Below are 25143 nucleotides of genomic sequence, written 5' to 3'. Positions count from 1 at the left end.
AAATGAGCATTGAAGTCAAAATAGCTAAAATAATGGCTAAGCCAGATGCTCGTAACTGTGATCTTTTAGATCTGTTACTTATTCTTGATAGATTTAACTTTACCAAAAAGTTTAAAGTAATAACAATTGCGGGGACAAATGGTAAAGGTACTACAGTAGCTATGTTAGAAGAGCTATTGGTGTCGAATAACAAGCAGGTGTTAAGTCATACATCTCCGCATGTCTTTAAATTTAATGAAAGAATATCTTTGAATAAGCAATCGATTCCAGATAATGTTTTATTAGAGCTATTAGAAAGATTAGATGAGATAACTCCTGAATATCAACTATCTTATTATCAAATAGCTTTTTTGTGTGCTTGTATGTATTCTCAGAAGGTTACTATTGATTATCTGATTTTAGAAGTCGGTATAGGTGGTCGTTTAGATGCAGCAAATATAATAGATGCTGACATTACAGCTATTACTAATATTGATTTTGATCACTGTGAAGTTCTTGGTGATACGTTAGATGAAATTGGACATGAAAAGGCCGGTATAGCTAGGGCAGGAGTACCTTTGTTCTTAGGAACAAAAATGCCTGATAGTGTTTATAAATATGCAGAAGCTTGTGGTGCAATAATTTATGAAGAAAATCATGAATATAGTTCTAGTGAGTGCTTTATACATAGTTATAATATTGCCGTAAGTATAGCTAATTATCTTTTTAATAAGTTGTTGATATCTTATATTCCAAATTTAGAAGAGATAAGAGCTAAGGCAAGATTTTCAATATTAAAAAATAATAGTTTCAATAATAGTTATGTTGTTGTTGATGTTGCACATAATCCAGCTTCTGTGAGGCACCTGTTTGAGCTTTTAGATGCAAAATTTGGCAATAATAATGTCAGGTATGAGGCGGTATTTGGGATTTTAGCAAGTAAGGATCTACATGAGATACTAAATATAGCAAGAGACCGTATATATAAATGGGATATTGTGGATCTTAAATATTTAGATGGTCGAGCGGCTGATTTAGACAAAATAAAGCAAGAGTTTGAATCACAAAAAATTGTGCGAGTTGATTTTAACACAGACCTAGGTAGTATATATTTGTCAAAAAAAGATACGGTAACAGTTGTTTTTGGATCATTTGTATTAGCTGGAGAGTTTATAAAGCAGTATGAAAAGCATAATAGTGAAAAGTGAAAAGCAGATGTTTGAGTTTGCTCAAGAGTATGCTAAAAAACTTCAAGCAGGTCAGATTATATATTTACATGGGGACTTGGGTGCTGGCAAAACTACTTTTGTGAAAGGGGTGCTTAAGTCTTTGGGTTATAAAGGCAATGTTAAAAGTCCAACTTATACCTTGGTTGAAAGTTATGAGTTTGATAATTTTAATATTTATCATTTTGACTTGTATAGATTAGCAGACCCTGAAGAGCTTGAATGGATAGGTGTTAGAGACTATTTTAATAATGATTCAATCTGTTTTGTTGAGTGGCCAGAAAAAGGTAAAGGGTTCTTGCCAAAAAACAGTACTGATATATATATAAAATATTTACCTAATGGCAGGCAAATAGATTTTTGTTAAAAATCTCTATAAATATGGTATGAAAGTATATTATACTGTTAAAAATATTTTGTATTTATATTATTTGTCTGTGGGAGAGAAGGATGAAAGTTAGGTTTATAATCACCTTTTTATCAGTTATGTTCTTTGGTTCATCATACGCAACTTTAAAAGAGTGTTATAAAGATGGTGTCGATCAAGAGTATGAAAGAGTCTTAGAATCATGTAAGCCATATCTTAAAACTGATGCTAGAGCTACAGGGCTTTTGGCAGAAGCAAATGTTCAACTTGATATGAGTGATAAAAATGCTTTAGATTATGCTCTTTGGGCTGCTGATTTCTATGAGAAAAATGGTGCCCCAACTGATCCTGAAGGAATTAGGTCTTATTCATATTTGGTATATTTGATTGGTGAGTTATATTTCTTTGGAGCAGATGGTATTGAGGTTGATCAACCTAAAGGGATTGAATATATAACCAAGGCTGCGAATTTGGGCTATGATATTGCACAAAATCAGCTAGGAAACTTATATGTAAGAAATGATAAAGTACCAGGTATGAATGTTGCTAAGGCTTATAAGTGGTATAAGCTTGCTATAGCTAATGGTAGTTTAGAAGCTAGAGGAGCTTATTTAATTAACAATCAGCAAAAATTTATCCAAGAGTATCCATACTGTATGTCTTTGGGTAGAGCTTTTATTGCAGATGCTTATTTAAATGGAACTGGTGGATTACCTAAAAACCCTAACTATGCTATTAAGTGGTATCAGAAGGCATATAATTTAGATCATTCATCCGAAATAGAGGTTGGCCTAGCAGAGGCTTATTATGCAGAGTATAAAAATATTACTCAAGGTAAGCATGCGTTTAAACATGCTGGGATGGCAGAGGCACTTATCGCTAAAGGTGATAAGCAACGAGCGTATAAGTATGCACGTGAAGCTATAACACAGCCATATGCACCAGCATTTGCTATTATGGCGTCGTTGACTGACAATAAAGTTGCTAAGTATGCATATCTATCAGAGGCTATTCAGTTATATAATAATCCACTACTAGGTTTTTGGCGTCAGTTCAATCAGTACTGTATGCCAAATCTTTCTGATAAGAGTGGATTAAAGAAAGCCGAACAGGAGCTAGCTAAAATAAAGCTTACAGCAGAAGAGAAAGAATTAGCTGTCAAAGAGCAGGAGAGTTTAGAGGTATATTGGAATCCAAATGTTCAGTCTAAACAAGAAGGGCAAAAGCAAGAATCTTCTGAGGTTCAGCAGCAAGTTAGTGAAAAAACACAAGTAGAGTCAAATTAATCTTAATGAGTATCTCTGTGACTTGAGAAAATGAAAAAGTTCTTCTCAAATAGCTTAATTGTATCTGTATTCTTATTTTTATCGAAATTATTAGGTTTTGTTAGAGACTTATTATTAGCTAGTTTTTTTGGTAGTGGATCAGCTTTACAAGCGTTTTTGGTAGCTTTTAGGTTTCCTGAATTCATGCGTAAGGTTACGTCATCTGGTGTTTTGACACAAATAATTAATCCATATTTAAATGGTAATACCAATGATAGAAACAGAAAGTTTATTATAACTGTACTTTATTTCATAGCTTTATTGTTATTGGTTTTGACTATTGTAGCAATAGTCTTTAGTAATGTTTGGGTGGAAATATATGCATATGGCCTGGTTGATGATAGAAGTGTTTTGAGTTTAGTCAAAAGCATGTTTGTGATCATGATCCCATACTTGTTATTCAATGGGGTTATGGGAGTGATATCGGCTATCTTAAATAGTTATAGTAAATATCTAATATCGTCAATCTTACCAATTGTACTAAATATTTTAATGATAGTGGGTATAATTATCTCATCAATGTTTGATGTTCCTATCTTTAGTGTTGCTTATGCGGTTCTCTTAGCAGGGATTATCCAAGTTATCATTGGAGGATATAGTCTTAAAAGATTAATGGGTAAGGTTAAGCTTAATAAAGATGTGTTTTTGGTTAAAGATCCCAGGTCAAGAACATTCTTAAAAAAACTTCCTTCAGCATTTTTCGGAACAGCAATATTACAAATAAATGGATTGATAGAAACATTTTTTGCATCTTTTTTGCTATCTGGAAGCTTGGCGTGGCTATATTATGCAGATAGAGTTAATCAATTTTTATATGGGGTTTTTGGGACAGCTATAGCAACGGTTATGATTCCGTACCTGATTAACTATAAAAGAAACCAGCAGAAATTTTTCCAGACATTAAGCTTTATTATGAGGTTTACTTTAATAATAACAATTCCTGCCGTTATAGGTCTATTTATATTGGCTAAGCCTATCGTTATTTCACTATTTTTCTATGGTAAGTTTAATTTGCAGGATGTCGATTTTACTTATCTGGCTTTGCTTGGTTATTTAGTATCATTGTTTTGTTTTGTAATCGTCAGAGTAGTTGTTTCAGCGCTTTACATACAGAATAAAACCTCAATAGTTTTTTATATTAGTCTAATGTGTCTAATAATTACGATAGTCGCTGATATGCTAGTTGTGAATTTGTTTGCAAAAGATGATCATGCATTTTTGTATTTAGCGTTGGTAAGTTCTTCTGTCGCATTAATCAATTTGGTTATTCAGATGTGTGTGCTTTGTGATTTTAATATTAGATTATTTGTTGATAGTTATTTAGATTTGATGACAATTTTTAGGATAACAATTGCTAGTATATGTATGGTTTTAGTATTAAAATCATTTAATCTAAGTGATAGTTATTGGATTACTTTATCAATGTTTGATAGACTCAAAAGTATAGCTCTAATAGTGTCTAGTGGTATAATTGCTTATTCTGTAGTTATGATAGTACTGGGAGGTTTTAGATCTTTGAAAGATTTGAAACAGTAATAGTTTTATCAAGCTATCAGGACAAATTTATTTAGGATAAAAATGTACGATTTCAAAAAAATAAATAATCTTAGGGGAATAGAAAGAGAAACTTTGAGAATCACTTGTAGTGGAGTGCTTGCTGATTCGTGCCACCCGTATGCTCTTGGGCATAAACTAACTAATAGTAGTATAACTGTTGATTTTTCGGAGAATCTTCTTGAGTTGATTACTAGACCTCATGAGAGTATAGAAAGTACTTTTTGTGAGCTATATGACCTTTCAGCTTTCACATTAGCGAATATGGCAGATAATGAGATTATACTTAATACTAGTATGCCTCTTTCAGCTGATGAAAGTGAAATAGAAGAGGCTGATTTTGGTAGTTCGAACTCTGGACAGATGAAGAGAGTTTATCGCAAGGGATTGTCTGTTCGATATGGTAAGATTATGCAAATAATCTCAGGCATACACTATAATTTCTCTTTTGATAGAAAGCTGATAGAAAATATCGCTAGTGATAAGCAAAGTTCAGTTTCTGATGTTTATTTTGATGTTCTTAATAAATATTTTGAATTTATGTGGTTATTACCATATCTATTTGGAGCTAGTCCAATATGTGCTAAGACTTCTGTTAAAAATAAGCCTAACTACTTGTCAGATTTAGATGATGAGTTTTTTGTTGGCAAATATGCTACAAGCTTGAGAATGAGTGATCTTGGTTATACGAGTCCAGCACAAAAGGATCTGGCTATATCATATAATAACGTTAAATCTTATGTTAAAGATTTGATACATGCGACTGATGATATTTTTGATGATTATAGAAATTTGGGTTTATATGATGCTGAAGGTCAAAGAGTGCAACTAAACGAGAGTATTTTACAGATAGAAAATGAGTACTACAGTGCGATTAGACCTAAGCAGATAGCTAAAAGGTGTGAAAGACCTGCATGTGCATTATATAACCGAGGTGTAGAGTATATTGAGGTTAGAGTTCTTGATGTTGACCCGTTTACTCCAGTTGGAATAAGTAAAAATACAGCTCTTTTCGTTGAAGCAATGTTGATGACTTGTTTGGAGGAAGGCGCAGTAAGATATAGTAAAGAACAAATCAAGCAGGCTAAGCAAAATTTGACTGCTGTGGCAATACAGGGTCGTAATCCACAGCTTAAGCTAAAAAAACTAGGTGATGCTAGAGAAGTCTTATTAAAGGATTATGCATTAGAGTTGTTTGATAAGATTGAAGCAACGGCAGAAAAGATGTCATCTGAGTATCTTGAAGTAGTATATCTAGAAAAGCAAAAGATTTTGGATATTAATAAAACACCATCTTCTAAAATAGTTAAGATTGCAGAGGAGCAAGGATATAAAAATTTTGCATTAAAGGTATCTCAAAAAGCATCTGAAGAGTTCAGAGGCTATGCGCTATCAGCAGATGTTGAGTCTGAACTACAAAGTCAAGTTTCTCAGTCTGAAGTTGCAGAAAAAGAGTTGGTTGCAAATGATAGCATATCTCTAGACGAATATATTAATAGGTATTACGAATCTTCAAAAGGGTGTTGTTAAACTTTGTTTTAATTTGTTATTTCTGTATAAATTGATAGGCATAAAAAAAACCAGCTCAAGGCTGGTTTTTTATTATGGTACAAGTGAAGTAAAAAACTATACTTTCTTGATACCACCGAATCTCTTCTTGAACTTATCAACACGTCCAGCTGTATCAACAATTCTTTGCTTACCAGTGTAGAACGGATGACATTGTGAACAGATATCGATGTTCATAGCATCTTTACCAGAAGTTGATTTAGTAACAAAAGTATTTCCACAACTACAAGTTACTTTTACTTCAGTATATTTAGGATGAATTTCTTGTCTCATTTTTATAGTTTCCTTATATTTATAATCTGACATCGCCACTTAGACTATCTCATCTAAGCACCATATCCCTTATTAGAATAGCTCAGAGATTGTAGCTTAAAATATCCACAGTATCAAGCTTAATTCGAAGAAATATACTTCTCTCTACGTACACTCTTAGGTCCAAAACCTGCATTTGTAAGCATCTCATATGATTGATCAATCATATTGGGGTTGCCACAAACGTAAACAATATCAGTCTCAGGGTTTAGCCCTATACTTTCAAATTGATTTTGAACATATCCAGAGATCTCATAATTTTTAAGATCTTGAGTTTCTCTACTGAGGCATAACTTAAAGTGAATGTTATCATGCTTTTTTGCAAACTCTATAAAATCATCTTGATAAAGAGCATCCTTGCGATATTGGACTCCTAGTAGTATATGTATTTCAGTGTTGTCAGCCCTTTCTAACAGCTCTGGGAACATTGCTTTGTATGGTACAATACCAGTACCAGTACCAACCAGAACTAATTTATTAATTTCTTCTTCTTTTAGAACAAGTCTACCCGCTGGTCCCATAGCAGGAGCAGTATCACCAATTTTCATATTAAAGAAAGTATCAGTTGCTACACCGCCTTTTACATAAGTGATACCTATTTCTAGAAGCATATTATCAGAAGGTAGTGAGCCTAAGCTGTAGCTTCTGCGTTTTAGGTTACCTTCCTGATCTGTTAATAGGAATGTAATAAATTGCCCAGCGATAAAGTTAAGAGGTTTACCATCAGTTCTTTTGAATACGAAATGTCTAACATTGTCTGTAATATCTTTAAATGAAACTAGTTCAAGTTCAAATTTTTCCAAAGCCATTTTATTAAAAATTGTCATGTGTATTTATAACAGCAATAATTATATACTCAAAATACCTAGAAATATAGATATCTATCAAATCATATTGTTAGATAATTAGTAAAATACATTAGAACAAATTTATGCATTTAGAGTGCTTTTGTGTATATAATAATTTTATATAGGTAGTAAGCTTAAACTTAGAAAATGTATAAGATACTAGTGTTTTTGTTGCTTCTTCCTTGCTTAGGATTGGCAGAAATGACTCAAGCAGATATAGAAAAGATATATACAAAACCAATCATTCTAGATAGTAGGCACTATACTTTTAATGTTGAGCTACCTGTAGATTCGATAGATGGATATAGATGGTTTCTTATTCCACCAGATTATGATTATATAGATGATAGTGGCTATACCCATGAGAGTGTTAATGTTGAAAAATCAAAATGGGGCGGTATGGATAATTTTAAACTTAAACTTACTAAGAAATTTAGAAAAGTGCCTCATAAAATTGTATTACATTTTGAGTGTTTTCGACCGTTTGAGGAACACCCTAAGATTTTAATAAAAGATGTGACAGTATTATCACTTTTAGACTAGGAGTATATATGAAGAAAATATTGATAATGATATCTACAATGTTGATTGCTTTGAGTGCAACTGCTACGGATTGTAGTGATAAAAGCTTTGATTCAATAAGAGCTAAAGCTAGGCAAATGGAGCAAGCCCGGGATGCGGCTGACCTTGATAAAGTTGTATCATTCTATGATGATGATTTTATGTATATGAGCGGAGGTAAACCTTATACAAGTAAAGATGCTGTGTTAAAGCATTACGTTGATGGATTTGCTGTAAATAAAACTGGTAAAAGAGATATGGGTAAGTTAAAACTTAACTATGAGTATTGTAGAAGCCTTGATGAAAATAATCAGCTAGTCATATTAAAGTTTATTTGGACAAGTTCTGATGGCAAAGTTGCTTCAGGGCATGATTTACTTGTTTGGCAAAAAGATGGTAAAGATAACTATACTATAATAGTAGATTTTCCACAGTCATAGTTTACATAAGGTATAAGAGGAGATGTTATGTTTTTTTTGATATTTTTGGTAATAGTTTCTATATTCTTATTGGCTTTCTCAATAAGTATAGTTGAGACTCAGTCAGTAAATGTAATAGAGAGATTTGGTAAGTTTGTTAGAATCCAGCGTGCTGGACTTAATTTTAGAATACCTTTTATTGAAAGAATAGCTGGTAGAGTCAGTTTGAGAGTACAACAGCTTGATATAGTTGCAGAGACCAAAACAAGAGATAATGTATTTGTACACATGAAAGTTTCTGTACAGTTTCTAGTTGAAGAGTCGAAGGCTGTGGATGCTTTTTATAAGCTAACAAATGCCAGAGCGCAAATGGAGTCGTATGTTTTTGATGTGATTAGATCATCACTACCGCGTATGAGTTTGGATGAGTCTTTTGAAAATAAAGATGCAATAGCACTAGATATTAAAAAAGAGTTATCAGAAGAAATGAGTACTTATGGATATACGATAATTAAGTCATTAGTTGTTGATATTAATCCTGAGGAAAATGTTAAGCGTTCGATGAACGAGATTAATGCTGCGCAAAGACAGCTTGAGGCTACAAAAGCAAAAGCAGAAGCAGAGAAGCTTATCAAAATCAAAGAAGCAGAGGGGCAAAAAGAGTCAATGAAGCTACTTGGTGAAGGTATAGCAGAGCAGCGTAAAGCAATAGCAAGAGGTTTGCGTGTATCGATAGAAGATGTCAAAGAGGGAACTGGCGGAAATATTTCTTCTGAATATATTTCATCTTTAGTAATGATGTATCAATATTTAGATACATTAGAAAATATGACAAAATCAGGTAAATCAAATGTAATCTTTACTCCAAACTCTCCAAAAGGCTTCAATAATTTAACATCAGAAATGATAAGTGCGTTATCTGCTGTTAAAGATATCTAAACTTTTTGTAACTATATTTCTTGAGAAATTGTGCTATGATAGCACTACCTTTTTAGGTAGTTAAATCCCTTATTTATATTTATGATTTTTAGGTTTAGAAATAACATGAAAAGAATTTTATGTAGATTATTTATTTGTTTCTTATTACTTATGGAATCAAATTATTCATGGGCACTTATAGGTAAACTAAGTTTACAGAATGATAATCTGAAGCTTGTAACAAAAGATAGAGAGTATAGTGTACTAGGTAGTTCAAGTATTTTGAGTGAATCAAAAAGTATGGCTTATCTTGATACGTTGGTATTCATAGATAGTCAAAACCAAATTAATGATAATACTTTGTATATTAATGATGTCCCGACTGCTATTAGTGGGAGCGAGCGACTAACAGGTGTTTTGGTTAGACAAAATCGTGACCTATATTTGAAGGTTGATGATCAAGATATTCCTGTTAAATTTATAGAAGCAGTTGATTTTAGGGGTAATCATTTTGATCAAAAATCCATAGACTACTATCTTAATAAGAAAGTTAATGTTATAGCTGAATTTGATCATGGGGTCCTTTACATATCAGCGATTGTGATTAGTAATGTTTTTGAGAGTATAAATAACCTCTTCCCTTTAGATAGTAACTATAAAAAACTTATCGAAGAGGATTATGTAGAGTTTGTGACAGATACTTTAATGGAAGATGCTCTTAGTAAAAATCTAGAGCCATTTAAGGCTACTTTATTTGATGATGCAAAAGTTAAAAATGGTGATCATGTTTTGATTATTTCTTTGTCGGGTCGTCAAGGCGATGATCTAGTTACAGTTGGAGGACATTTTGTTTTAGGTGAAGCAACTGTTAAACATGGACAGCTCGAGAATTTTAGCTTTTATAATTTTTATACTACTAAGAATAAGAAACTAATGATGCCAGCAAAGGTTTCTTATGAAGATTATTTTGGACATTTATCACAAGGTCAGCAGAACTATAGACCTACGTATACTCTTTTGGTATATGGTGTAGATAAGGATAAAATTAAAAAAATGGCTGAGGTAATAGGTAGAGATTTAGAATATATGCGCACCTCTGGAGATACTGGTGGAATATCTTATGATTGTGTTAATACGGCCTTACATGCCCTATATAAGTCAGAATTTATAGAAAATCCCAACTTTTTGGGATTGGATAGTTTTTATACCCCTCCAAAAGATTATACAGAAGGAAAATATTCATATTTTAATAATAGCTGGTATTACATTTTGAACACTAAGAGAGTGTTTTTACCAAGGTCTGGTTTTGAATATGTTTTGGAAAATATCGAAACATTTAACCCTAAAAGAGTTGATTTTGTATTTTATAATCAAACACCATCAGGCAGACCTGTTGGTGGGGCACCCATTGCCGGAGTGCTCAAATACTTTAGAATATCACTTCATTCAAATGAGATTAGTGAGCAAAATACTGTTTACGATATAGCTACTTTTTTAGATGGTTTAGGAATATAGGCTTTATATAGGAAAAAGATACTCATAAAAGCATGTTTAAAATTTCCTGAGTTTTTCTACTTTCTGAAAAAGGCTTTTTAGACACTAAGAAAATGTCAAATCTCTGAGAGGTATATTTTTCAAAAATTTCTACAAGCTCTCCTTTTTGTATTGCATCATCTACAGTAAATGATGGGAGATAAACTATTCCTAGTGAGTTAATTGCCATACTGGTTAATAGTCTAGAGAAAGAGCATTTTTGTTTTAAATTTATGCTATATTCTTTACCAGATATTCCCCAAGTAGATTTGAAGTTTTGATAGTGGTCTAAGCATTGGTAATTTACTAGGTCTTTTGGACTGTTTGGTGTCCCATAACTTTTGAGGAAATCGGGTGAAGCGCATACAACTTTTTTCCATTCTCCTATTTTCTTTGCATAGAAGTCACCATCTGGTAGAGTTCCACAGAAAATAATAGCATCAAAATTTTCATCGTATAATCTATTTAAGTAGTTTCCAATTTTCCACTCAACAAAAACACTTTCATTATTTGTTGTATAAAGCTTTACTTTATCAAGAATTGATTCAAAAAATGAAAAAGGAATGCCTATTTTTAAATTTCCTATAAATTGGTAATTAGTGTTAAGATCTGTTTTGATTTGATCTTCAATAAGTATAAGCTCTTTGATTCTTGGTAATATATTGATACCTGTTTCGGTTAAAAAAACTGATCTTGTATTTCTGTAAAAGAGAGTGGAGTTGTAATATGTTTCTAGTTCTTTAATTTTTTTAGATACTACTGATATCGATAGGTTTAATTCTTTTGCGGCTTGTCTGAAATTCAGGGTGTGAGCGAGTTTATCAAAAATTTTATAGTGTAAAATTTCTATTTTCATTGATTCTTTTTTGATATCAGTGTTTCTATATTTTGATTATTAATATCATATAAGAATCATTGTAATATTTCTATGTTAATTTGAAACATGAGTAATTAGGATAAAAGATGATATTGATAAATGTTGAATATAAGAAAAGTTTAGATATTGTGGATAAATATAGACAGTCACACATGGATTATCTTTCAAAGTTTTATGATGATGGGTTAATTTTGGCATCAGGCCCTTATAATAACCGCTCCGGAGGGTTCATCATTTCAGTAATGGATCTTGAGTCAGCAAAAGAATATGTTAGAAATGATCCTTTTTATCTAAATGACATAGGTGATTTTGATATTAAGGATTTTATACCTACTAAATCATCACTAGGTTTTAGGAATTTAATTAATGGTGAAAACTTTAGTAAAGATGGTAGAGAATTATTTAATCAGTTACATGGTAAACATGCTGGAGAACAGTTGATTAAAGCTTTATCGAAAATAGCCCCAGATTTCTCAAAGTTAACTTTTGATTTTGCATTTGAAAGTATTTTTGCTAGAGATACTGAGATGTCTATGCTGACAAAAGAATTAATTACAATTGCTGTATGTTGTGCAATAGGTGACTGCCAAGCACAAGTGCAGTCGCATCTAGAAGCTGCTATTAATCTTGGTGCTTCTAAAGATATGATAGTTGAAACTTTACTATTAGTATCTCCATTTGCAGGATTTCCTAGAGTTGCAAATAGCTTACTTGCGATAGATTTGGGTTAAATAAGTTAGGAGTATTTTAAAAAAAATGTATATAAAAGACAAAAAATACTTTTTTAGGTATATGGTCATCTTGGCTATGATGAGTAGCATGGGATTATTAGCTTCCGATATATATGTGCCAGCGATGCCTAGTTTATCAAAAGCTTTATCAACAACTAGTTCGTCATTACAGTTAACATTGGGAGTTTACTTATTTGGACTTGCTATATCTCAGATATTTATAGGTTTTTTATCTGATATTTATGGACGCCGTAAGACTTTATTAATAGGTTTTGGTATATATACGATTGCTTCTATTTGCTGTGGTTTATCTTCTTCTGTACATGTGCTGATAATATGTAGATTTGTTCAAGCGATAGGAGCTTCTGCAGGTTTGGTTGTTGGAAGGGCAACTATTAGTGACCAATTTAATCTCAGTGAGGCAACAAAAATATATAATATAATTTATCCAATAGTTGCAATCTCACCTGCAATAGCCCCATTAATTGGTGGATATATTTCTAGTTTTCTAGGGTGGCAAGCAACTTTTGAGTTTGTCGCAATATATGGCATAGTATTATTCATTATAAGTTTTCTATTCTTGAAAGAAACGAATCATAATAGAGAGCAAAAGAAGATAATATATATTTTTCATGATTATCCTTTACTGATATCAAACTATGCTTTTTTGAGTTATCTTATTCCTGTATGTTTAGTATATGGTGCATGGTTTACATATTTATCCCAGTCGACTTTTTTGTTTAATCAAATGGGTTATTCACAATATACTGTTGGATACTTTTATATACCTCTTGCGATAATGATTTATTTAGGAAATTTTTTTAGTAAGAAAGTAATAAATATTTGGGGGAGTGAAAAAGTATTTTATATTGGGTTGCTATCTTTCTTAATTGGTGGAGTATTGTTTACAGCTTTTTATTTTTTGTCGAGTATGAATTATGCTTTTGAAATAATAATACCAATGTCCATTGTTTCAATATCAAACGGCATAGTCTTACCGTTGGGGATAGCTTCTGCAATAAATATATTTAAAGATAAATCAGGAGTAGCCTCTGGACTAGTTGGTTTTGCTCAGATTGGTTTTTCAGGTCTATGTGCTTCATTTATTGGTAAATTATTTGGTATTAATACTTTTGTTCTTGTAATAACTATATTCTGTATGTCTATCTTAGCTTTTCTAAGTCACATATTGAAATCAAAAAATATAAACAAGAAGTAGATATTAACTTTATAATCTGAAAATATTTTGTTGGGGAAAATAAGTGGTAGCTATGAGTGGACTTGAACCACCGACCCCAGCATTATGAATGCTATAAAATGTACTTATATTTGTATATCTAATACCTATCTTTTAATCATAAGTGTTGCAATATAAAGGTTTTTGAAAAGTTTTATATATTTTAGAACTGTAATTATTTATAATTTGTGTTACCCAGTTTGTTACCTATGATTAGCTAAGTGCCAAATATAAAATTTACTAAAAGTGAACTTAATAAGATTAAGCCATCAAATAATATAGTCGATTATACTGACCCTGAGTATAAAGGATTAGTTTTAAGAGTTACACCTTCTGGAGGTAAAACATGGAGGTTAAATTATAGAAATAAAAATAAAGTACAAAAGCGCTATACAATAGCAAACTATAATTCATTGACATTAACTCAGGCAAAGTTAGAATCACAGCGATTAAATGGGTTAATTTCTCAAGGGGTTGATATTCAGGCAGATGAATCTCAAAAAAACAAGGATATATCTTTTAAAGAGTACTTAGATAATTTTTATCTTGACTGGTATAAAGATAATAGAAAATCCTACAAGACAAATAATGATATTTTAACTAAGCAGTTACAGTCAATACATGATACAAGATTGAAAGACATAACACCAAGCCTAGTTAGTGGCATTCTTTATAAGTATCAAAAAGAGGCAGGCATATCTGATAGTCGTGTTAATAGAATTATGGCTTGTTTAAAAGGAGCTATTAGTAAAGCTTATGAGTTTGGTTATATGGATAGTAATAGCCTTAGCAAATTGAAGCTAAAGTCAGTATCTTCATCTAAAATAAGATACTTAGATAAGCAAGAAACTCAAAGATTTTTAGATACTCTTAGCAAGCAAAGAAATATATTGCTAAAGGGTATAGTGACTATTGGATATTATACTGGTATGAGGCGGGGAGAAATTTTTAGTTTAAGATGGTCTGATATTGATTATACAACTAATCAGATAATATTAGACTCTAAAAATACTAAAAGTGGAAAGTCGAGGGCTATACCAATTCATTCAGAAGTAAAAGAAATGTTATCACAATTTAAAACAACTGGTAAAAGTGAGCTTGTATTTAAATCACCAGTTACTGGAGCTGCTTTAGATAATATAAAAAAATCATGGACACGCTTTATAGCTGAGGCTAGTATTGAAAATTTCAGATTTCATGACCTTCGGCATAATTTCTGTTCAATGCTTGTTATGAAGGGAGTGCCAATATATACGGTAGCTCAGCTTGCAGGACATGCGGATGTTAAAACTACTCAAATATATGCTCACTTATCGCCAGATGTTAAGAAGTCGGCTGTAGATCTGTTATAAAGGTATTGAGACTGTTAAAACAATGATTTCCAGAAAGCCTTTAGGTGATCCAAAGGTTTTAAGGGTGTTTTTTTCTTGTCTTCTTGTTCTTGTGTTAAAGCTATTGGAATATTTCTGTCTAAGAAAATATCTAATTGGTTATCAATATTAAGACCTGTAATTTTCAAATCTGGTTTAGAATTATTGTTGCACGGCTCAGTTACAACATAGCTATTGTATGGATAAAAGACTAATGTTTCATCATCAACTTTGCCAGCGACTCCGTAGCAATGAACTATTTTACCGCTTATAGATTCTATGTTTCTCAGCTTAATATATAGATTTTTAAAAGAGTGATTGCTTTTCTCATCAAACTGTTTTTTTAAAATATACCCGTCATTGCACTTATATATGGATTGAATTTTACCGCTGATAACACAGGGAGTAGATATGTTTGATATATATTTTAAATACGGTAGAAAGCTCCAAGAAATAATAAATTTGTCTAAACCTATGGCTATTTCACCATTATGAAATCTAATCTCTTTGAATTTAAAATCATTGTTAGCAAGTTCTTTTTTGTTGTAGTTATATTCTTTAACTTTTAAGTATGAATACTGGCAAAGAGCTTTGAAGGTAGGGTAGTCAAGGTCTTCCTTTAGAGTTAACTTTTCTAGCTCAATTAATTCGACTATTTCTTTCGGTAAGTCTGATATGTTGTATTGCTTATCTATGTTTATTACTTCAGCATTATTGTTGATAGTATCAGAGCGTTGAGAATTTACAGTTAAATGATTTGACAAGAGTTTTTATTCTTCAATTGTGTATATTTATAAAGTAATACGATTATGCATTTTTTTCAACATGGTAATGCTCTTAGCAGAAACATTTTATTTTTATATTAATGTAGTTAACCATCTATCTTTTCTAATCAAAAATACCTTGCCTACAATTCTATTTTTATTAAGCTCTTGATTTGTATCTTTTACTTGAGCTATAGAGTTTAATGGCATTAAGGTTGTTTCATAACCATTGTTATATAGAATTCTAACATTTACTTTATTGTCAGCAATAGAAACCACGAGATCTCCATTGTTAAGATTATCTAGAGCGTTATCTGAGCTATCAAAAACTATTAAAGAGTTATCTTCTATCGAGTATTTTGCATAGTCTTCAGGCAGTAATGAGTTACTATCTCGCCTCATATCTGTACCATTATATTTAAATGCAAAACACTTATCTTTTATACTATTTGGAGCTTTTAATGAAATTGTATCAATTTCACGAGCATCATTAAGAGTAATAACATCATCTCTTTTAATAACAGGTATAGTTAAAAAAGCAGCATTGCTTTTTGCTATTGGGCTTTCATTAATATTTACATTTGAGTTATTTCCAAATGCATTATTTCCGCCAGATATAGTATTTCCAAAAGAATTATTTGATCCGCCAACATTATTATTAATAATTCCTTTGTGAGCTGTTTGATTGTTTATTTTATTATTATCATCAAGACCAAGAACCTCAAGTATTTGAGTGTATCTTTTCATGGTTGGGTGTGATGTGCCATTGAACCATTTCTGTATAGCTGTAAGGCTAACTCCTAACATTTCTGAGAACTCTTTTTGCGTAATACCAGCTCTAGCTAGCTCGTTCTTTACATCATTCATTGTAATCATATAATAAACTCCTAGTTGCATTTCAGAGTATATAAAAGTATAAGTATATAATCAAGTAAACTATAATTCTGTAAAATCTCTAAAAAATAAACTAAAAGTTGTTGATTAAAGAAAACTTTTATTATAGTATTGCGTTATGTAGAAAACTATAGGTTTATAAAGATGAGGAAAAATATATTAAAAAAAGGAAAGGTTCCTTTTACACAAGTTCCTAATATTTTAATTGATGATTTAAATACATCATTGAAAGCCAAAGGATTATATCTGCATATGGTATCTAAGCCAGATGATTGGAACTTTACAATTTTTTCAATGTCGAGACAAATTAAAGATGGTGAAACATCAATCCGTAATGCTTTAGCTGAGTTAAAAAAACTTGGTTGGGTAGTTTATAAAAAATATAGCGATGGTACAGGAGAGTATTTTATAAATTATGAGCCAAAACTTGAAAATCCACATATGGAAAAATCCAAAATGATAAAACCCACATGTGGAAAACCAACAGCTATTAATAATAAACATATAAACAATACTAATAAAGAAAGTAATAAAGAACATACAAACATAGAGGTTATTGAAGGCTTAGACTCTCAATATTTGGTGAATTATCTTCAGCATTTAGGGTTATCAAATAAATTGGCAAAAAATGTACTTGAGACAAATAAGGATAATTTAAATGTTGTGTATGATGCATGTATTCATACAGAAAGTGCTATTGCAAAAAAATCAATAAAAACAACTAATCAGAACTATTTTTTTGGAGTTCTTCAGAAGTTGCAAGGAGTTAGGCTATGAGCTTAGAAAAATTACTGAGTCAGCAAGTTGTTGAAATTATTCAACCGATTGTAGATGAATATAGCACTAAGTTGAAAAGTTATGATATGAGAGTTAATACAATACTTGATTTACCAATAACTCCAAAACAAATTGCCTTAGTTTTGAATTATAAGACTAATAAATCAGTAGATAGGTTATTTGAACTAGGAGAACTAAAAAATGTATCAATTAATTCTACTCGTATGGCAACTGTTAGAGATGTATTGGAATTTAAAGACCGTTTAGGTAAATAATTAATTTTAGGAATATATAATAGTTATGAAAAATCAAAAAACATATACAAACAAAAATAGTATCAATATACAACTACTACCATTCATGCTGATTTTATTACCAGTGATTTCAGCTATAGTAATTTTAATTTCGGCAAGAAGCCCAAATTTACAAGGGCTATTTGCAATTTTGGAGAGAATATCAGGAGGTTTTGGATTTTATTCTAACTATGGCTGGCTTTGGCGAGCAGTGATATTTTTTCCATTTATGAGCGTGGCATATTACATTGGCTATACAATGCTCAAGTCTCAGCAACAAACCTTTGGAGTTCAAGCTTTAAGATTAAGCATCAAAGCATTATTTATTTTTGTTTTAGCATGCTTTTTAATAGGAGTTGGTTGGGTAATAGCAGTCTATGTATCTAAAGTTATGAATTTCATGGATTTCTACGGAAATATATTTGATAGAGTTGCTACTTTAACAAATCAATATCCATACATAAAAGCATACTCTTTATTAGAAGATTATATTTGGGCTAACTTAGTATACTTCTATATGACACTAGCTATAGTTGCAATAGTTCATATAGTCTTATCTAAAACTGTATACCCTAGAAAAATAGAGCCAGTATTTAGTGATTATATTTCTAACATAGCTTCTAGCAATAAAAGAAGTGAAGGGTTAACTAGTTCTAAAGATGAGCTTGATGAATTAAAATACAAGCTTGGTAATCTTAAAAACTTTGACCCAAGTAAGTATTTTCAAAATCATCATACTTTTATAGCAAGAGATATAGATAATAAAGCTAAACCTATTTATATCAATGATAGAAAAATCATTAATAGAGAATTACCACATTTTGCTATAGTTGGCTCAAGTGGTTCTGGTAAAGGCGTCTTTTCACAATCGTTTTTAGTGCAAATGATTAATAAAGGTTATCCAGTTATAGCTTTTGATCCTAATAATGATGAGCATGTTATGAAAAATCTAAAGCATAACGCTGAAAGGATGGGCAAAAGATTCCACTGGATCAACTTTAAGGACTATAACAGACCGCAAATTGACTTATTACAAAACTGTAGTCCCTATGAGTTTAAAGAGCTAACTAATTTATTGTTTCCATCTTTAAAAATCAAAGATACAGATGGTAACTATTATGCTCAATTCTCTAGGGATGCTAGACAAAACTACTATGAGAAAGAGCTAGGTGGTGTTAGTTGTATGTATGATTTGCATAAAAAAGTATTTGATAAGTATGGCGAAGAAGCTTTAAAAGATGATAATGGTAATTTACCGCAATTTGTAAAAGAGTTTCTTAATTTTGCAAATATTGAAATGTTTAAAGTTCAAGAAAGTCTATCAATAGCTGATGCTATCGAGGATGGAGATGTTATTTATATATCATGTCCAGAGATGTCAGCAGATGATGAAATAACATATTTATGTAAAGCTTTCTTTATAAGGATTCTACAAATAATTAAAAATAGAGATCCAAATAGATCTAAACATGTCTTTTTGTTTGTAGATGAATTTGCAGAGTTTGTAAATAAGTCTGTTAAGTCAGCTATAGAGCAGATAAGAAAGAAAGGCTGTACTATGCTCATGAATATGACTTCATTTGAAAGTCTAGAAGGTATAGATTCTGATGTAAATGGTAAATCAGTTATGACAGCTGTAAAGATAAACTCATTAAAGCTTATCTATCAACAGCCACATGAAGAAATATCAGCTAAAGCTAGCAAAATGACTGGTGAAAAAATCATCAAAGTTGAGAGACAGCATATAAAAAGAAATGAAGCCTTAAAAGAGTTAGATCAAATAGCAGAAACTATTCAAACATCACAAAAGACAAATGTATTTAGCTCAACACTTCTTGAAAACTTACCTGCTAAAGTAGGTATCTTTATTGGACAAGGGGAGGCTAAGCTAGTACAAACAGATATACTTAAATATCCAAGTGACACTGAATACCCCACTCTTATACAGGCAACGTCCTATCAGTCTGATATAAATCCAAAAGATGATAATAAAAACATCATGGAGGCTTTATGATTGAGACTAGAGGTAGAAAAGATCTTATAGAGCAAGGTAATAAAAGAATTGAGTTTGCTTTAAATTTCTTAGCTGATGAAGTGTATACCAATAGACAAATATTGAAAGAAGTCACTGGAATTAGTTCATCTCAAGGTATTGGTGGATTTATCAAAAGACTAGAAAAACTAGGTTTTGCTAGAGAGATAAATTTACCAAGTGTAGAAGAACCAAATAAAACCTATAAGATAGTTGGTATTACTTCACAAGGTATGGCTGAAACTAATCATCTTGATAGAAGAGGTTTTGAGATAAGTAAACTTAAACATAGTCAACTATTACATAAGTTTCTATGTCAGCAGATACATTTACAAGCAATTAGACAAAACCACAAATATATTAGTGGTAGATGGTTAACTGATGAATGGTTTGGTGGTAAGAATGTTAAAAGACCTGATGCAATTATCATTACGCAAGATAATCAAAAGATAGCTATAGAAGCTGAGAGAACTATAAAAAGTAAATATCGCTATCAGCAGATAATAGTGCAATATTTAAAAATGATAAAAGCTAATCAGATAACAAAGGTTAGGTATGTAATGCCAGATCAAGCTAAGGCTCAAATGATTGAGAAAGCTATGAAATCTATAAGATCAGTTACTATTTCAACTAATGGGCAAAAAAGACAGTTTAACCTAGCTGATGATCTTTGGAGATGGTTTGAGTTTATATCATATAATCATATTTAATATTTCTTGAACTTTCTTATTTTCTGAAAAAGGATTTTTTGATATTAAATATATATCAAATTTTTCAATGGTATATTCTTCTAAAATCTCTACTAATAAGCCTTGTTTGATATAGTCCTCAACTGTAAATGATGGGAGATATACGATTCCTAAAGAATTTATAGCCATTTTGGCAAGTAAGCTTGAAAAAGAACATTTTTGCTTTAAATCTATATTATATTCTTTATCCAGATACCAAGTAGATTTAAAATTTGCAGAGTGATCTAAACAAGCATATTTTTCTAACTCTTCAGGTTTTTTTGGTACCCCATAATCTTTCATGAAATTAGGTGATGCACATACAACTTTTTTCCATTCTCCTATTTTTTTTGCATAAAAATCACCACTAGGAAGTGATCCACAAAAAACTATAGCATCAAAGTTATCTTCATAAAGGCTATTCAGATAGTTTCCAACTCTCCAGTCTATATAAACATTATTATTGCTTGATATATATGAGTTTACTTTATTTAAGATAAATTCAAAGTATGAAAAGGGCACTCCTATCTTTAAGTTGCCAACAAATTGATAATTGTTGTTTAGATCAAGCTTTATCTGTTCTTCAATAGCCATAAGCTCTTTAATTCGAGGTAATATATTCTTACCTGTTTCAGTTAATATTACAGATCTTGTAGTTCTATAAAAAAATTTAGAATTATAGTATGTTTCTAATTCTTTTATTTTCTTTGAAACTATAGAAATTGATAAGTTTAATTCTTTTGCAGTAAGACGAAAATTTAAAGTGTTAGAAAGTTTATCAAATATTTGATAGTGAAGGATTTCTATTTTCATTTGATCCCATTTTGATATCAGTGTTTTCATTTATTAGTTATTAATATGATATAAGAATCATTGTAATATTTCCATGAAGTTTCAATTTATCAAAATAAGGAATATTAAAGTGGTACTAATAGAAATTAAATATAAAAAAGGTTTAGATATCGTAGATCAATATAGACAATCCCATATTGATTACTTAGCTAGGTTTTATGAAAAGGAAGTAATTCTAGCGTCAGGTCCGTATAATAATAGAGAGGGAGGATTCATTATTTCAGTAATGGATCTTAAGTCAGCAAAGGATTACGTCGAAAATGATCCATTCTATATAAATGAAATAGGTGATTTTGATATTAAGGATTTTATACCTACTAAATCATCAAAAGGCTTTGGGCACTTAATAGATAACAATGATTTTAGTAAAGATGGTAAAGAGCTGTTTAATCAGTTACATGGTAAACATGCGGGAGAAGAGTTAATTAAAGCATTATCTAAAATTGCTCCAGATTTTTCAAAGTTAACTTTTGATTTTGCATTTGAAAGTATTTTTGCTAGAGATACAGAAATGTCTATGTTAACAAAAGAATTAATTACAATTGCTGTATGCTGTGCAATAGGTGATTGCCAAGCACAGGTACAATCACATTTAGAAGCGGCTATTAATCTTGGTGCTTCTAAAGATATGATAGTTGAAACTCTACTTTTAGTAACTCCTTTTGCAGGGTTTCCTAGAGTAGCAAATAGCCTGTTATCAATCAAAATATAAACTTAGTATGTTTCATTAAAGCATAGCAGCTACTAAAACTAATGTTTCTAACTTTTAAAAACATCTAACTTTGCCAATCTATAAATACCTAGATAATCATTGCATATCTTTAGCTAATGCGATGACTAAAATAAGCTCTTCGTTTGTATTTTTGACTAATACCTTTTGTCACTGTAATACACCAAACCAGTTTGCCAATACCATATAAAATCAAGGTTTTGCCTGTGAGTTCCACCATGATTTTCTATATTTTGTAATTGGCTGTCCTTCAAGTTGTTGTAACAGTGAAAGCAAAAGGAGCAAAAAATGACAACAAACTACGAGCCTCAAATTTATATCGCATGTTTAGCAAGCTATAACAATGGTATCTTATATGGTAAATGGATTGACGCAAACCAAGATGTTTCTGCTTTAGAAGAAGAAATTCAAGAGATTTTAGCAGGTTCACCTATGCCAGATGCTGAAGAATGGGCAATACATGATTATGAAGATTTTGATAATCTAGGTTTGTCAGAGTATGAAAGCTTAGAGACTATTTCCCAAGTAGCTCAAAACATTGTAGAACATGGTGAGCTTTTTATAGAAACTTATAAATATACAAACAATATTGATGAAGCTATCGAAATGATAAATGATCGTTTCATAGGCTTATATGACTCAGTTGAAGACTATGCAGAAGAAACTACAGATATTTCATCAGTTCCAGAATATCTAAGATACTATATCGACTTTGAATCTCTAGCTCGTGATATTGAGCTATCAGGTGATATCACAACTTTTGAAGTTGATAATCAAGTAGCAATATTCATCTAGTTATTTTTTTAGCATTTCATCTTCTATATAATAAATCTAATAATTATGTATTTTTTCTTAGAATGGCACTAAAAAATTTATCTGAAAGAGATGTATGCACAAAATACATAACACCTGCTATCAAAAAAGCTGGCTGGGATATTCAATCTCAAGTTCGAGAAGAAGTTTCTTTTACTGATGGTAAAATCTATGTAAAAGGAGACAAAACCAAGAGAGGCAAGGTAAAAAGAGCGGACTATATACTTTACTATAAGCCAAATATTCCAATAGCCATAATTGAAGCTAAAAAAGACACTCTATCAGTATCAGAAGGTATACAGCAAGGGATTGAGTATGCGGAGATTTTAGATATTCCATTTGTATATAGTACTAATGGTAAAGGGTTCTATGAACATGATAAGACACAGTCGCAAGGAACTCTAGAAAGAGAAATTTCTATAGATAATTTTCCTTCACCAGATGAGCTTTGGGAAAGATACAAGAAGTATAAAAATATAACTCCAGAGCAAGAACAAATAATTTCAGAAAATTATTTTATAGATGGCTCAGGTAGATCACCTAGATATTATCAGCAAATAGCGATTAATAGGACTGTTGAGGCTATTGCAAAAAGTCAAAATAGAGTGTTGCTTGTGATGGCTACAGGTACAGGTAAGACTTACACAGCATTTCAAATCATTCATCGTTTATGGAAGAGTGGAGCTAAGAAGCGAATTTTATTTTTAGCTGATAGAAATGCTCTTATAGATCAAACAAAGAGAGGCGATTTCAGGCATTTTAAAGATAAGATGACTGTAATTAAGAAAAAGCAAATTGATAAGTCCTATGAGATATATTTAGCCCTTTATCAAGGGCTAACTAACTACGATGAGGATAAAGACGCTTATCGTGAATTTAGTAGAGATTTCTTTGATTTAATTGTTATTGATGAGGCTCATAGAGGAAGTGCTTCAGAAACTAGTGCATGGAGAGAAATATTAGATTATTTCTCTAATGCTACGCATGTGGGACTAACTGCGACACCTAAAGAAACAAAGGATGTTTCAAATATTGATTACTTTGGTGAGCCTGTATATACATACTCTCTAAAGCAAGGTATTGAAGATGGTTTTTTAGCGCCTTATAAAGTTCTAAAAATTAGTTTAAATATTGATTTAGAAGGCTGGAGACCTCCTTTGGGTAAGCTTGATAAAAATGGTAACCCTATTGAAGATAGAATCTATAACAGAACTGATTTTGATAAAAATATTGTTGTTGATGAGCGTAGAATTCTTGTTGCTAAAAAAATCTCAGAATATCTAAAAAAACATGATAGATTTGCTAAAACAATAGTTTTTTGTACAGATATAGAGCACGCTCAAGCAATGAGAAACCTATTAGCTCAAGAGAACTCTGATTTGATGGTTCAAAATTCTAAATATGTTATGCAAATAACAGGTGATAATGATGAGGGTAAAAGAGAGCTTGATAACTTCATTAATCCAGAAGAAAGATACCCAGTTATAGCAACTACTTCAAAGCTAATGACAACAGGTGTAGATGCTCAAACTTGCAAACTAATTGTTTTAGATAGTGAAATTAAATCTATGACAGAGTTTAAGCAAATTATAGGGCGAGGAACTAGAATCAACGAAGAGTATGGTAAAACCTTCTTTACAATTATGGATTTTAGAAATGTAACAGATTTATTCTCAGATCCGAAATTTGACGGCGATCCTGTTAAAGTCAAAGATGTCCATGAAGAAGATGAATTTGAGTTACCTACTGAAGAAGAGCTAAATGATGGAAATCCAGTAAATGAAGATGGTGAAGAAGTCACTTTTGATGATGAAATAAAACAAGCTCCAGATATAGCTATAGTTGAAGATGAATTATCTCCACGAGAAAAAATCTTTGTAAATGATGTTGATGTATCTATCTTGAATGAGCGATTACAGTATTTGGATGATCAAGGCAAGTTAATTACTGGAAGTTTAAAAGACTACACTAAGAAAAAAATTAATGAAGAATTCTCTTCTTTAGATGATTTTTTAAATAAATGGAATAGTGTTGAAAGAAAACAAATTCTGATTGAAGAGCTTGAAGATAAAGGTATTCTGGTTGAAAGCTTGATTAATGATGTTTCAAAAGAAATGGACTTGTTTGATATGATTTGTCACTGTGCATTTGATCAACCACCGCTAACTAGAAAAGAAAGAGCTGAGAATGTGAGAAAATCAGGCTACTTTGATAAATACAGTGAGAAAGCTCAAGAAGTAATAAATACTTTGCTAGATAAGTATGCAAATGAAGGCATTGAAAATATTGAGAGCATTAAAGTGTTACAATTACCAGATTTTAGAGAGTTTGGCTCAGCTATTGAAATAGTTGGTTTATTTGGTGGCAAACAAGAATATTTACATGTGGTTAGAGATATTGAAAATCACTTATATAGTGCTAGAGCATAAATTTA

General features: G+C 31.2%; 25 protein-coding genes. 19 read left to right on the top strand and 6 right to left on the bottom strand.

Going from position 1 to position 25143, the window contains the following annotated elements:
* The first annotated feature begins 2 nt into the window (after positions 1–2).
* The 5 genes from F0R75_RS07515 (at position 3) to gshA (ending at position 5981) form a co-directional block, all read left to right on the top strand.
* Positions 3–1187 carry a bifunctional folylpolyglutamate synthase/dihydrofolate synthase gene (locus F0R75_RS07515; protein WP_149369157.1) on the top strand — a complete coding sequence of 395 codons (1185 nt, stop codon included), beginning with the start codon at positions 3–5 and terminating at the stop codon, positions 1185–1187.
* Entirely contained in the window at positions 1162–1572 is a 411-nt protein-coding gene (gene tsaE, locus F0R75_RS07510) for a tRNA (adenosine(37)-N6)-threonylcarbamoyltransferase complex ATPase subunit type 1 TsaE (RefSeq protein WP_149369158.1), read from the top strand. Before F0R75_RS07515 ends, tsaE begins: the two co-directional genes overlap by 26 nt.
* Positions 1573–1655: 83 nt before the next feature.
* On the top strand, positions 1656–2858 hold the full coding sequence (locus tag F0R75_RS07505) for a tetratricopeptide repeat protein (protein ID WP_149369159.1): 1203 nt from the start codon (positions 1656–1658) through the stop codon (positions 2856–2858).
* Positions 2859–2888: 30 nt separating this feature from the next.
* The gene (gene murJ, locus F0R75_RS07500; protein WP_149369160.1) at positions 2889–4433 is read left to right on the top strand and encodes a murein biosynthesis integral membrane protein MurJ; all 1545 of its coding nucleotides are present in this window, start codon (positions 2889–2891) and stop codon (positions 4431–4433) included.
* Between the two features lie 42 nt (positions 4434–4475).
* Positions 4476–5981: a glutamate--cysteine ligase gene (gene gshA, locus F0R75_RS07495; RefSeq protein WP_149369161.1), complete on the top strand. Its 1506-nt coding sequence runs from the start codon at positions 4476–4478 to the stop codon at positions 5979–5981.
* Between the two features lie 96 nt (positions 5982–6077).
* Here gshA and rpmE read toward each other — a convergent pair whose 3' ends face one another.
* Together rpmE and F0R75_RS07485 are read right to left on the bottom strand one after the other, a co-directional pair.
* Positions 6078–6293, bottom strand: coding sequence for a 50S ribosomal protein L31 (gene rpmE, locus F0R75_RS07490; protein WP_013922062.1), 216 nt, complete (start codon positions 6291–6293; stop codon positions 6078–6080).
* 119 nt (positions 6294–6412) lie between these two features.
* Complete coding sequence (locus F0R75_RS07485) at positions 6413–7141, bottom strand: ferredoxin--NADP reductase (protein WP_149369227.1); 729 nt, start codon at positions 7139–7141, stop codon at positions 6413–6415.
* A gap of 186 nt (positions 7142–7327) precedes the next feature.
* Here F0R75_RS07485 and F0R75_RS07480 point away from each other — a divergent pair, with 186 nt between their 5' ends.
* The 4 genes from F0R75_RS07480 to F0R75_RS07465 all read left to right on the top strand — a co-directional run bounded on the left by F0R75_RS07480 (position 7328) and on the right by F0R75_RS07465 (position 10593).
* A complete protein-coding gene (locus F0R75_RS07480; protein WP_149369162.1) occupies positions 7328–7723 on the top strand; it encodes a hypothetical protein in 396 nt (131 codons plus the stop codon).
* A gap of 8 nt (positions 7724–7731) precedes the next feature.
* Positions 7732–8181: a DUF4440 domain-containing protein gene (locus F0R75_RS07475; protein ID WP_149377268.1), complete on the top strand. Its 450-nt coding sequence runs from the start codon at positions 7732–7734 to the stop codon at positions 8179–8181.
* A gap of 27 nt (positions 8182–8208) precedes the next feature.
* Positions 8209–9099, top strand: a complete 891-nt coding sequence (locus F0R75_RS07470; RefSeq protein WP_146421753.1) for an SPFH domain-containing protein — start codon at positions 8209–8211, stop codon at positions 9097–9099.
* A 105-nt stretch (positions 9100–9204) separates the two neighbouring features.
* A complete protein-coding gene (locus F0R75_RS07465; protein ID WP_149369164.1) occupies positions 9205–10593 on the top strand; it encodes a hypothetical protein in 1389 nt (462 codons plus the stop codon).
* 22 nt (positions 10594–10615) lie between these two features.
* Here the strand turns inward: F0R75_RS07465 and F0R75_RS07460 are convergent, their stop codons facing one another.
* The gene (locus F0R75_RS07460; RefSeq protein ID WP_149369165.1) at positions 10616–11467 is read right to left on the bottom strand and encodes a LysR family transcriptional regulator; all 852 of its coding nucleotides are present in this window, start codon (positions 11465–11467) and stop codon (positions 10616–10618) included.
* Between the two features lie 107 nt (positions 11468–11574).
* Here F0R75_RS07460 and F0R75_RS07455 point away from each other — a divergent pair, with 107 nt between their 5' ends.
* The 3 genes from F0R75_RS07455 (at position 11575) to F0R75_RS07445 (ending at position 14808) form a co-directional block, all read left to right on the top strand.
* On the top strand, positions 11575–12219 hold the full coding sequence (locus F0R75_RS07455; RefSeq protein WP_088820812.1) for a carboxymuconolactone decarboxylase family protein: 645 nt from the start codon (positions 11575–11577) through the stop codon (positions 12217–12219).
* Positions 12220–12244: 25 nt separating this feature from the next.
* Entirely contained in the window at positions 12245–13438 is a 1194-nt protein-coding gene (locus F0R75_RS07450; protein WP_013922070.1) for a multidrug effflux MFS transporter, read from the top strand.
* Between the two features lie 239 nt (positions 13439–13677).
* A complete protein-coding gene (locus F0R75_RS07445; RefSeq protein ID WP_149377267.1) occupies positions 13678–14808 on the top strand; it encodes a tyrosine-type recombinase/integrase in 1131 nt (376 codons plus the stop codon).
* Between the two features lie 14 nt (positions 14809–14822).
* Here the strand turns inward: F0R75_RS07445 and F0R75_RS07440 are convergent, their stop codons facing one another.
* Complete coding sequence (locus F0R75_RS07440) at positions 14823–15590, bottom strand: hypothetical protein (RefSeq protein WP_149377266.1); 768 nt, start codon at positions 15588–15590, stop codon at positions 14823–14825.
* 93 nt (positions 15591–15683) lie between these two features.
* Positions 15684–16466: a LexA family transcriptional regulator gene (locus tag F0R75_RS07435; protein ID WP_188030133.1), complete on the bottom strand. Its 783-nt coding sequence runs from the start codon at positions 16464–16466 to the stop codon at positions 15684–15686.
* 162 nt (positions 16467–16628) lie between these two features.
* Between F0R75_RS07435 and F0R75_RS07430 the strand changes: the two genes are divergently transcribed.
* The 4 genes from F0R75_RS07430 to F0R75_RS07415 are packed head-to-tail and all read left to right on the top strand — an operon-like array spanning position 16629 to position 20296.
* Positions 16629–17261, top strand: coding sequence for a helix-turn-helix domain-containing protein (locus tag F0R75_RS07430; RefSeq protein ID WP_149377264.1), 633 nt, complete (start codon positions 16629–16631; stop codon positions 17259–17261).
* On the top strand, positions 17258–17536 hold the full coding sequence (locus F0R75_RS07425) for a hypothetical protein (protein ID WP_149377263.1): 279 nt from the start codon (positions 17258–17260) through the stop codon (positions 17534–17536). The genes F0R75_RS07430 and F0R75_RS07425 overlap by 4 nt, the downstream gene beginning before the upstream one ends.
* 25 nt (positions 17537–17561) lie before the next feature.
* Positions 17562–19568 carry a type IV secretion system DNA-binding domain-containing protein gene (locus F0R75_RS07420; RefSeq protein ID WP_149377262.1) on the top strand — a complete coding sequence of 669 codons (2007 nt, stop codon included), beginning with the start codon at positions 17562–17564 and terminating at the stop codon, positions 19566–19568.
* Positions 19565–20296, top strand: a complete 732-nt coding sequence (locus F0R75_RS07415; RefSeq protein ID WP_149377261.1) for a TriL protein — start codon at positions 19565–19567, stop codon at positions 20294–20296. Before F0R75_RS07420 ends, F0R75_RS07415 begins: the two co-directional genes overlap by 4 nt.
* Here the strand turns inward: F0R75_RS07415 and F0R75_RS07410 are convergent.
* Positions 20279–21127, bottom strand: a complete 849-nt coding sequence (locus F0R75_RS07410) for a LysR family transcriptional regulator (RefSeq protein WP_188030131.1) — start codon at positions 21125–21127, stop codon at positions 20279–20281. The genes F0R75_RS07415 and F0R75_RS07410 overlap by 18 nt on opposite strands.
* 109 nt (positions 21128–21236) lie before the next feature.
* On the opposite strand from F0R75_RS07410, the gene F0R75_RS07405 reads away from it, so the two are divergent.
* From F0R75_RS07405 to hsdR, 3 genes are all read left to right on the top strand, one after another.
* Positions 21237–21878, top strand: a complete 642-nt coding sequence (locus tag F0R75_RS07405; protein ID WP_149377259.1) for a carboxymuconolactone decarboxylase family protein — start codon at positions 21237–21239, stop codon at positions 21876–21878.
* A gap of 306 nt (positions 21879–22184) precedes the next feature.
* On the top strand, positions 22185–22691 hold the full coding sequence (locus F0R75_RS07400) for an antirestriction protein ArdA (RefSeq protein ID WP_149377258.1): 507 nt from the start codon (positions 22185–22187) through the stop codon (positions 22689–22691).
* Between the two features lie 62 nt (positions 22692–22753).
* Complete coding sequence (hsdR, locus tag F0R75_RS07395) at positions 22754–25138, top strand: EcoAI/FtnUII family type I restriction enzme subunit R (RefSeq protein WP_149377257.1); 2385 nt, start codon at positions 22754–22756, stop codon at positions 25136–25138.
* The last annotated feature ends 5 nt before the right edge of the window (positions 25139–25143 follow it).

This window comes from Francisella marina, assembly GCF_008369785.1.
GTDB classification, from domain to species: domain Bacteria; phylum Pseudomonadota; class Gammaproteobacteria; order Francisellales; family Francisellaceae; genus Francisella; species Francisella salimarina.
This window is presented reverse-complemented; position numbering and strand designations above follow the sequence as displayed.

Coding starts and splice junctions, on each gene's coding strand:
- F0R75_RS07475 (WP_149377268.1), top strand. CDS start 7,732: ATGAAGAAAATATTGATAATGATATCTACAATGTTGATTGCTTTGAGT.
- F0R75_RS07465 (WP_149369164.1), top strand. CDS start 9,205: ATGAAAAGAATTTTATGTAGATTATTTATTTGTTTCTTATTACTTATG.
- F0R75_RS07435 (WP_188030133.1), bottom strand. CDS start 16,466: ATGATTACAATGAATGATGTAAAGAACGAGCTAGCTAGAGCTGGTATT.
- F0R75_RS07515 (WP_149369157.1), top strand. CDS start 3: ATGAGCATTGAAGTCAAAATAGCTAAAATAATGGCTAAGCCAGATGCT.
- hsdR (WP_149377257.1), top strand. CDS start 22,754: ATGGCACTAAAAAATTTATCTGAAAGAGATGTATGCACAAAATACATA.
- F0R75_RS07460 (WP_149369165.1), bottom strand. CDS start 11,467: ATGAAAATAGAAATTTTACACTATAAAATTTTTGATAAACTCGCTCAC.
- F0R75_RS07505 (WP_149369159.1), top strand. CDS start 1,656: ATGAAAGTTAGGTTTATAATCACCTTTTTATCAGTTATGTTCTTTGGT.
- F0R75_RS07485 (WP_149369227.1), bottom strand. CDS start 7,141: ATGGCTTTGGAAAAATTTGAACTTGAACTAGTTTCATTTAAAGATATT.
- F0R75_RS07415 (WP_149377261.1), top strand. CDS start 19,565: ATGATTGAGACTAGAGGTAGAAAAGATCTTATAGAGCAAGGTAATAAA.
- F0R75_RS07410 (WP_188030131.1), bottom strand. CDS start 21,127: ATGAAAATAGAAATCCTTCACTATCAAATATTTGATAAACTTTCTAAC.
- F0R75_RS07400 (WP_149377258.1), top strand. CDS start 22,185: ATGACAACAAACTACGAGCCTCAAATTTATATCGCATGTTTAGCAAGC.
- F0R75_RS07420 (WP_149377262.1), top strand. CDS start 17,562: ATGAAAAATCAAAAAACATATACAAACAAAAATAGTATCAATATACAA.
- F0R75_RS07450 (WP_013922070.1), top strand. CDS start 12,245: ATGTATATAAAAGACAAAAAATACTTTTTTAGGTATATGGTCATCTTG.
- gshA (WP_149369161.1), top strand. CDS start 4,476: ATGTACGATTTCAAAAAAATAAATAATCTTAGGGGAATAGAAAGAGAA.
- F0R75_RS07470 (WP_146421753.1), top strand. CDS start 8,209: ATGTTTTTTTTGATATTTTTGGTAATAGTTTCTATATTCTTATTGGCT.
- F0R75_RS07425 (WP_149377263.1), top strand. CDS start 17,258: ATGAGCTTAGAAAAATTACTGAGTCAGCAAGTTGTTGAAATTATTCAA.
- F0R75_RS07480 (WP_149369162.1), top strand. CDS start 7,328: ATGTATAAGATACTAGTGTTTTTGTTGCTTCTTCCTTGCTTAGGATTG.
- tsaE (WP_149369158.1), top strand. CDS start 1,162: ATGAAAAGCATAATAGTGAAAAGTGAAAAGCAGATGTTTGAGTTTGCT.
- murJ (WP_149369160.1), top strand. CDS start 2,889: ATGAAAAAGTTCTTCTCAAATAGCTTAATTGTATCTGTATTCTTATTT.
- rpmE (WP_013922062.1), bottom strand. CDS start 6,293: ATGAGACAAGAAATTCATCCTAAATATACTGAAGTAAAAGTAACTTGT.
- F0R75_RS07430 (WP_149377264.1), top strand. CDS start 16,629: ATGAGGAAAAATATATTAAAAAAAGGAAAGGTTCCTTTTACACAAGTT.
- F0R75_RS07455 (WP_088820812.1), top strand. CDS start 11,575: ATGATATTGATAAATGTTGAATATAAGAAAAGTTTAGATATTGTGGAT.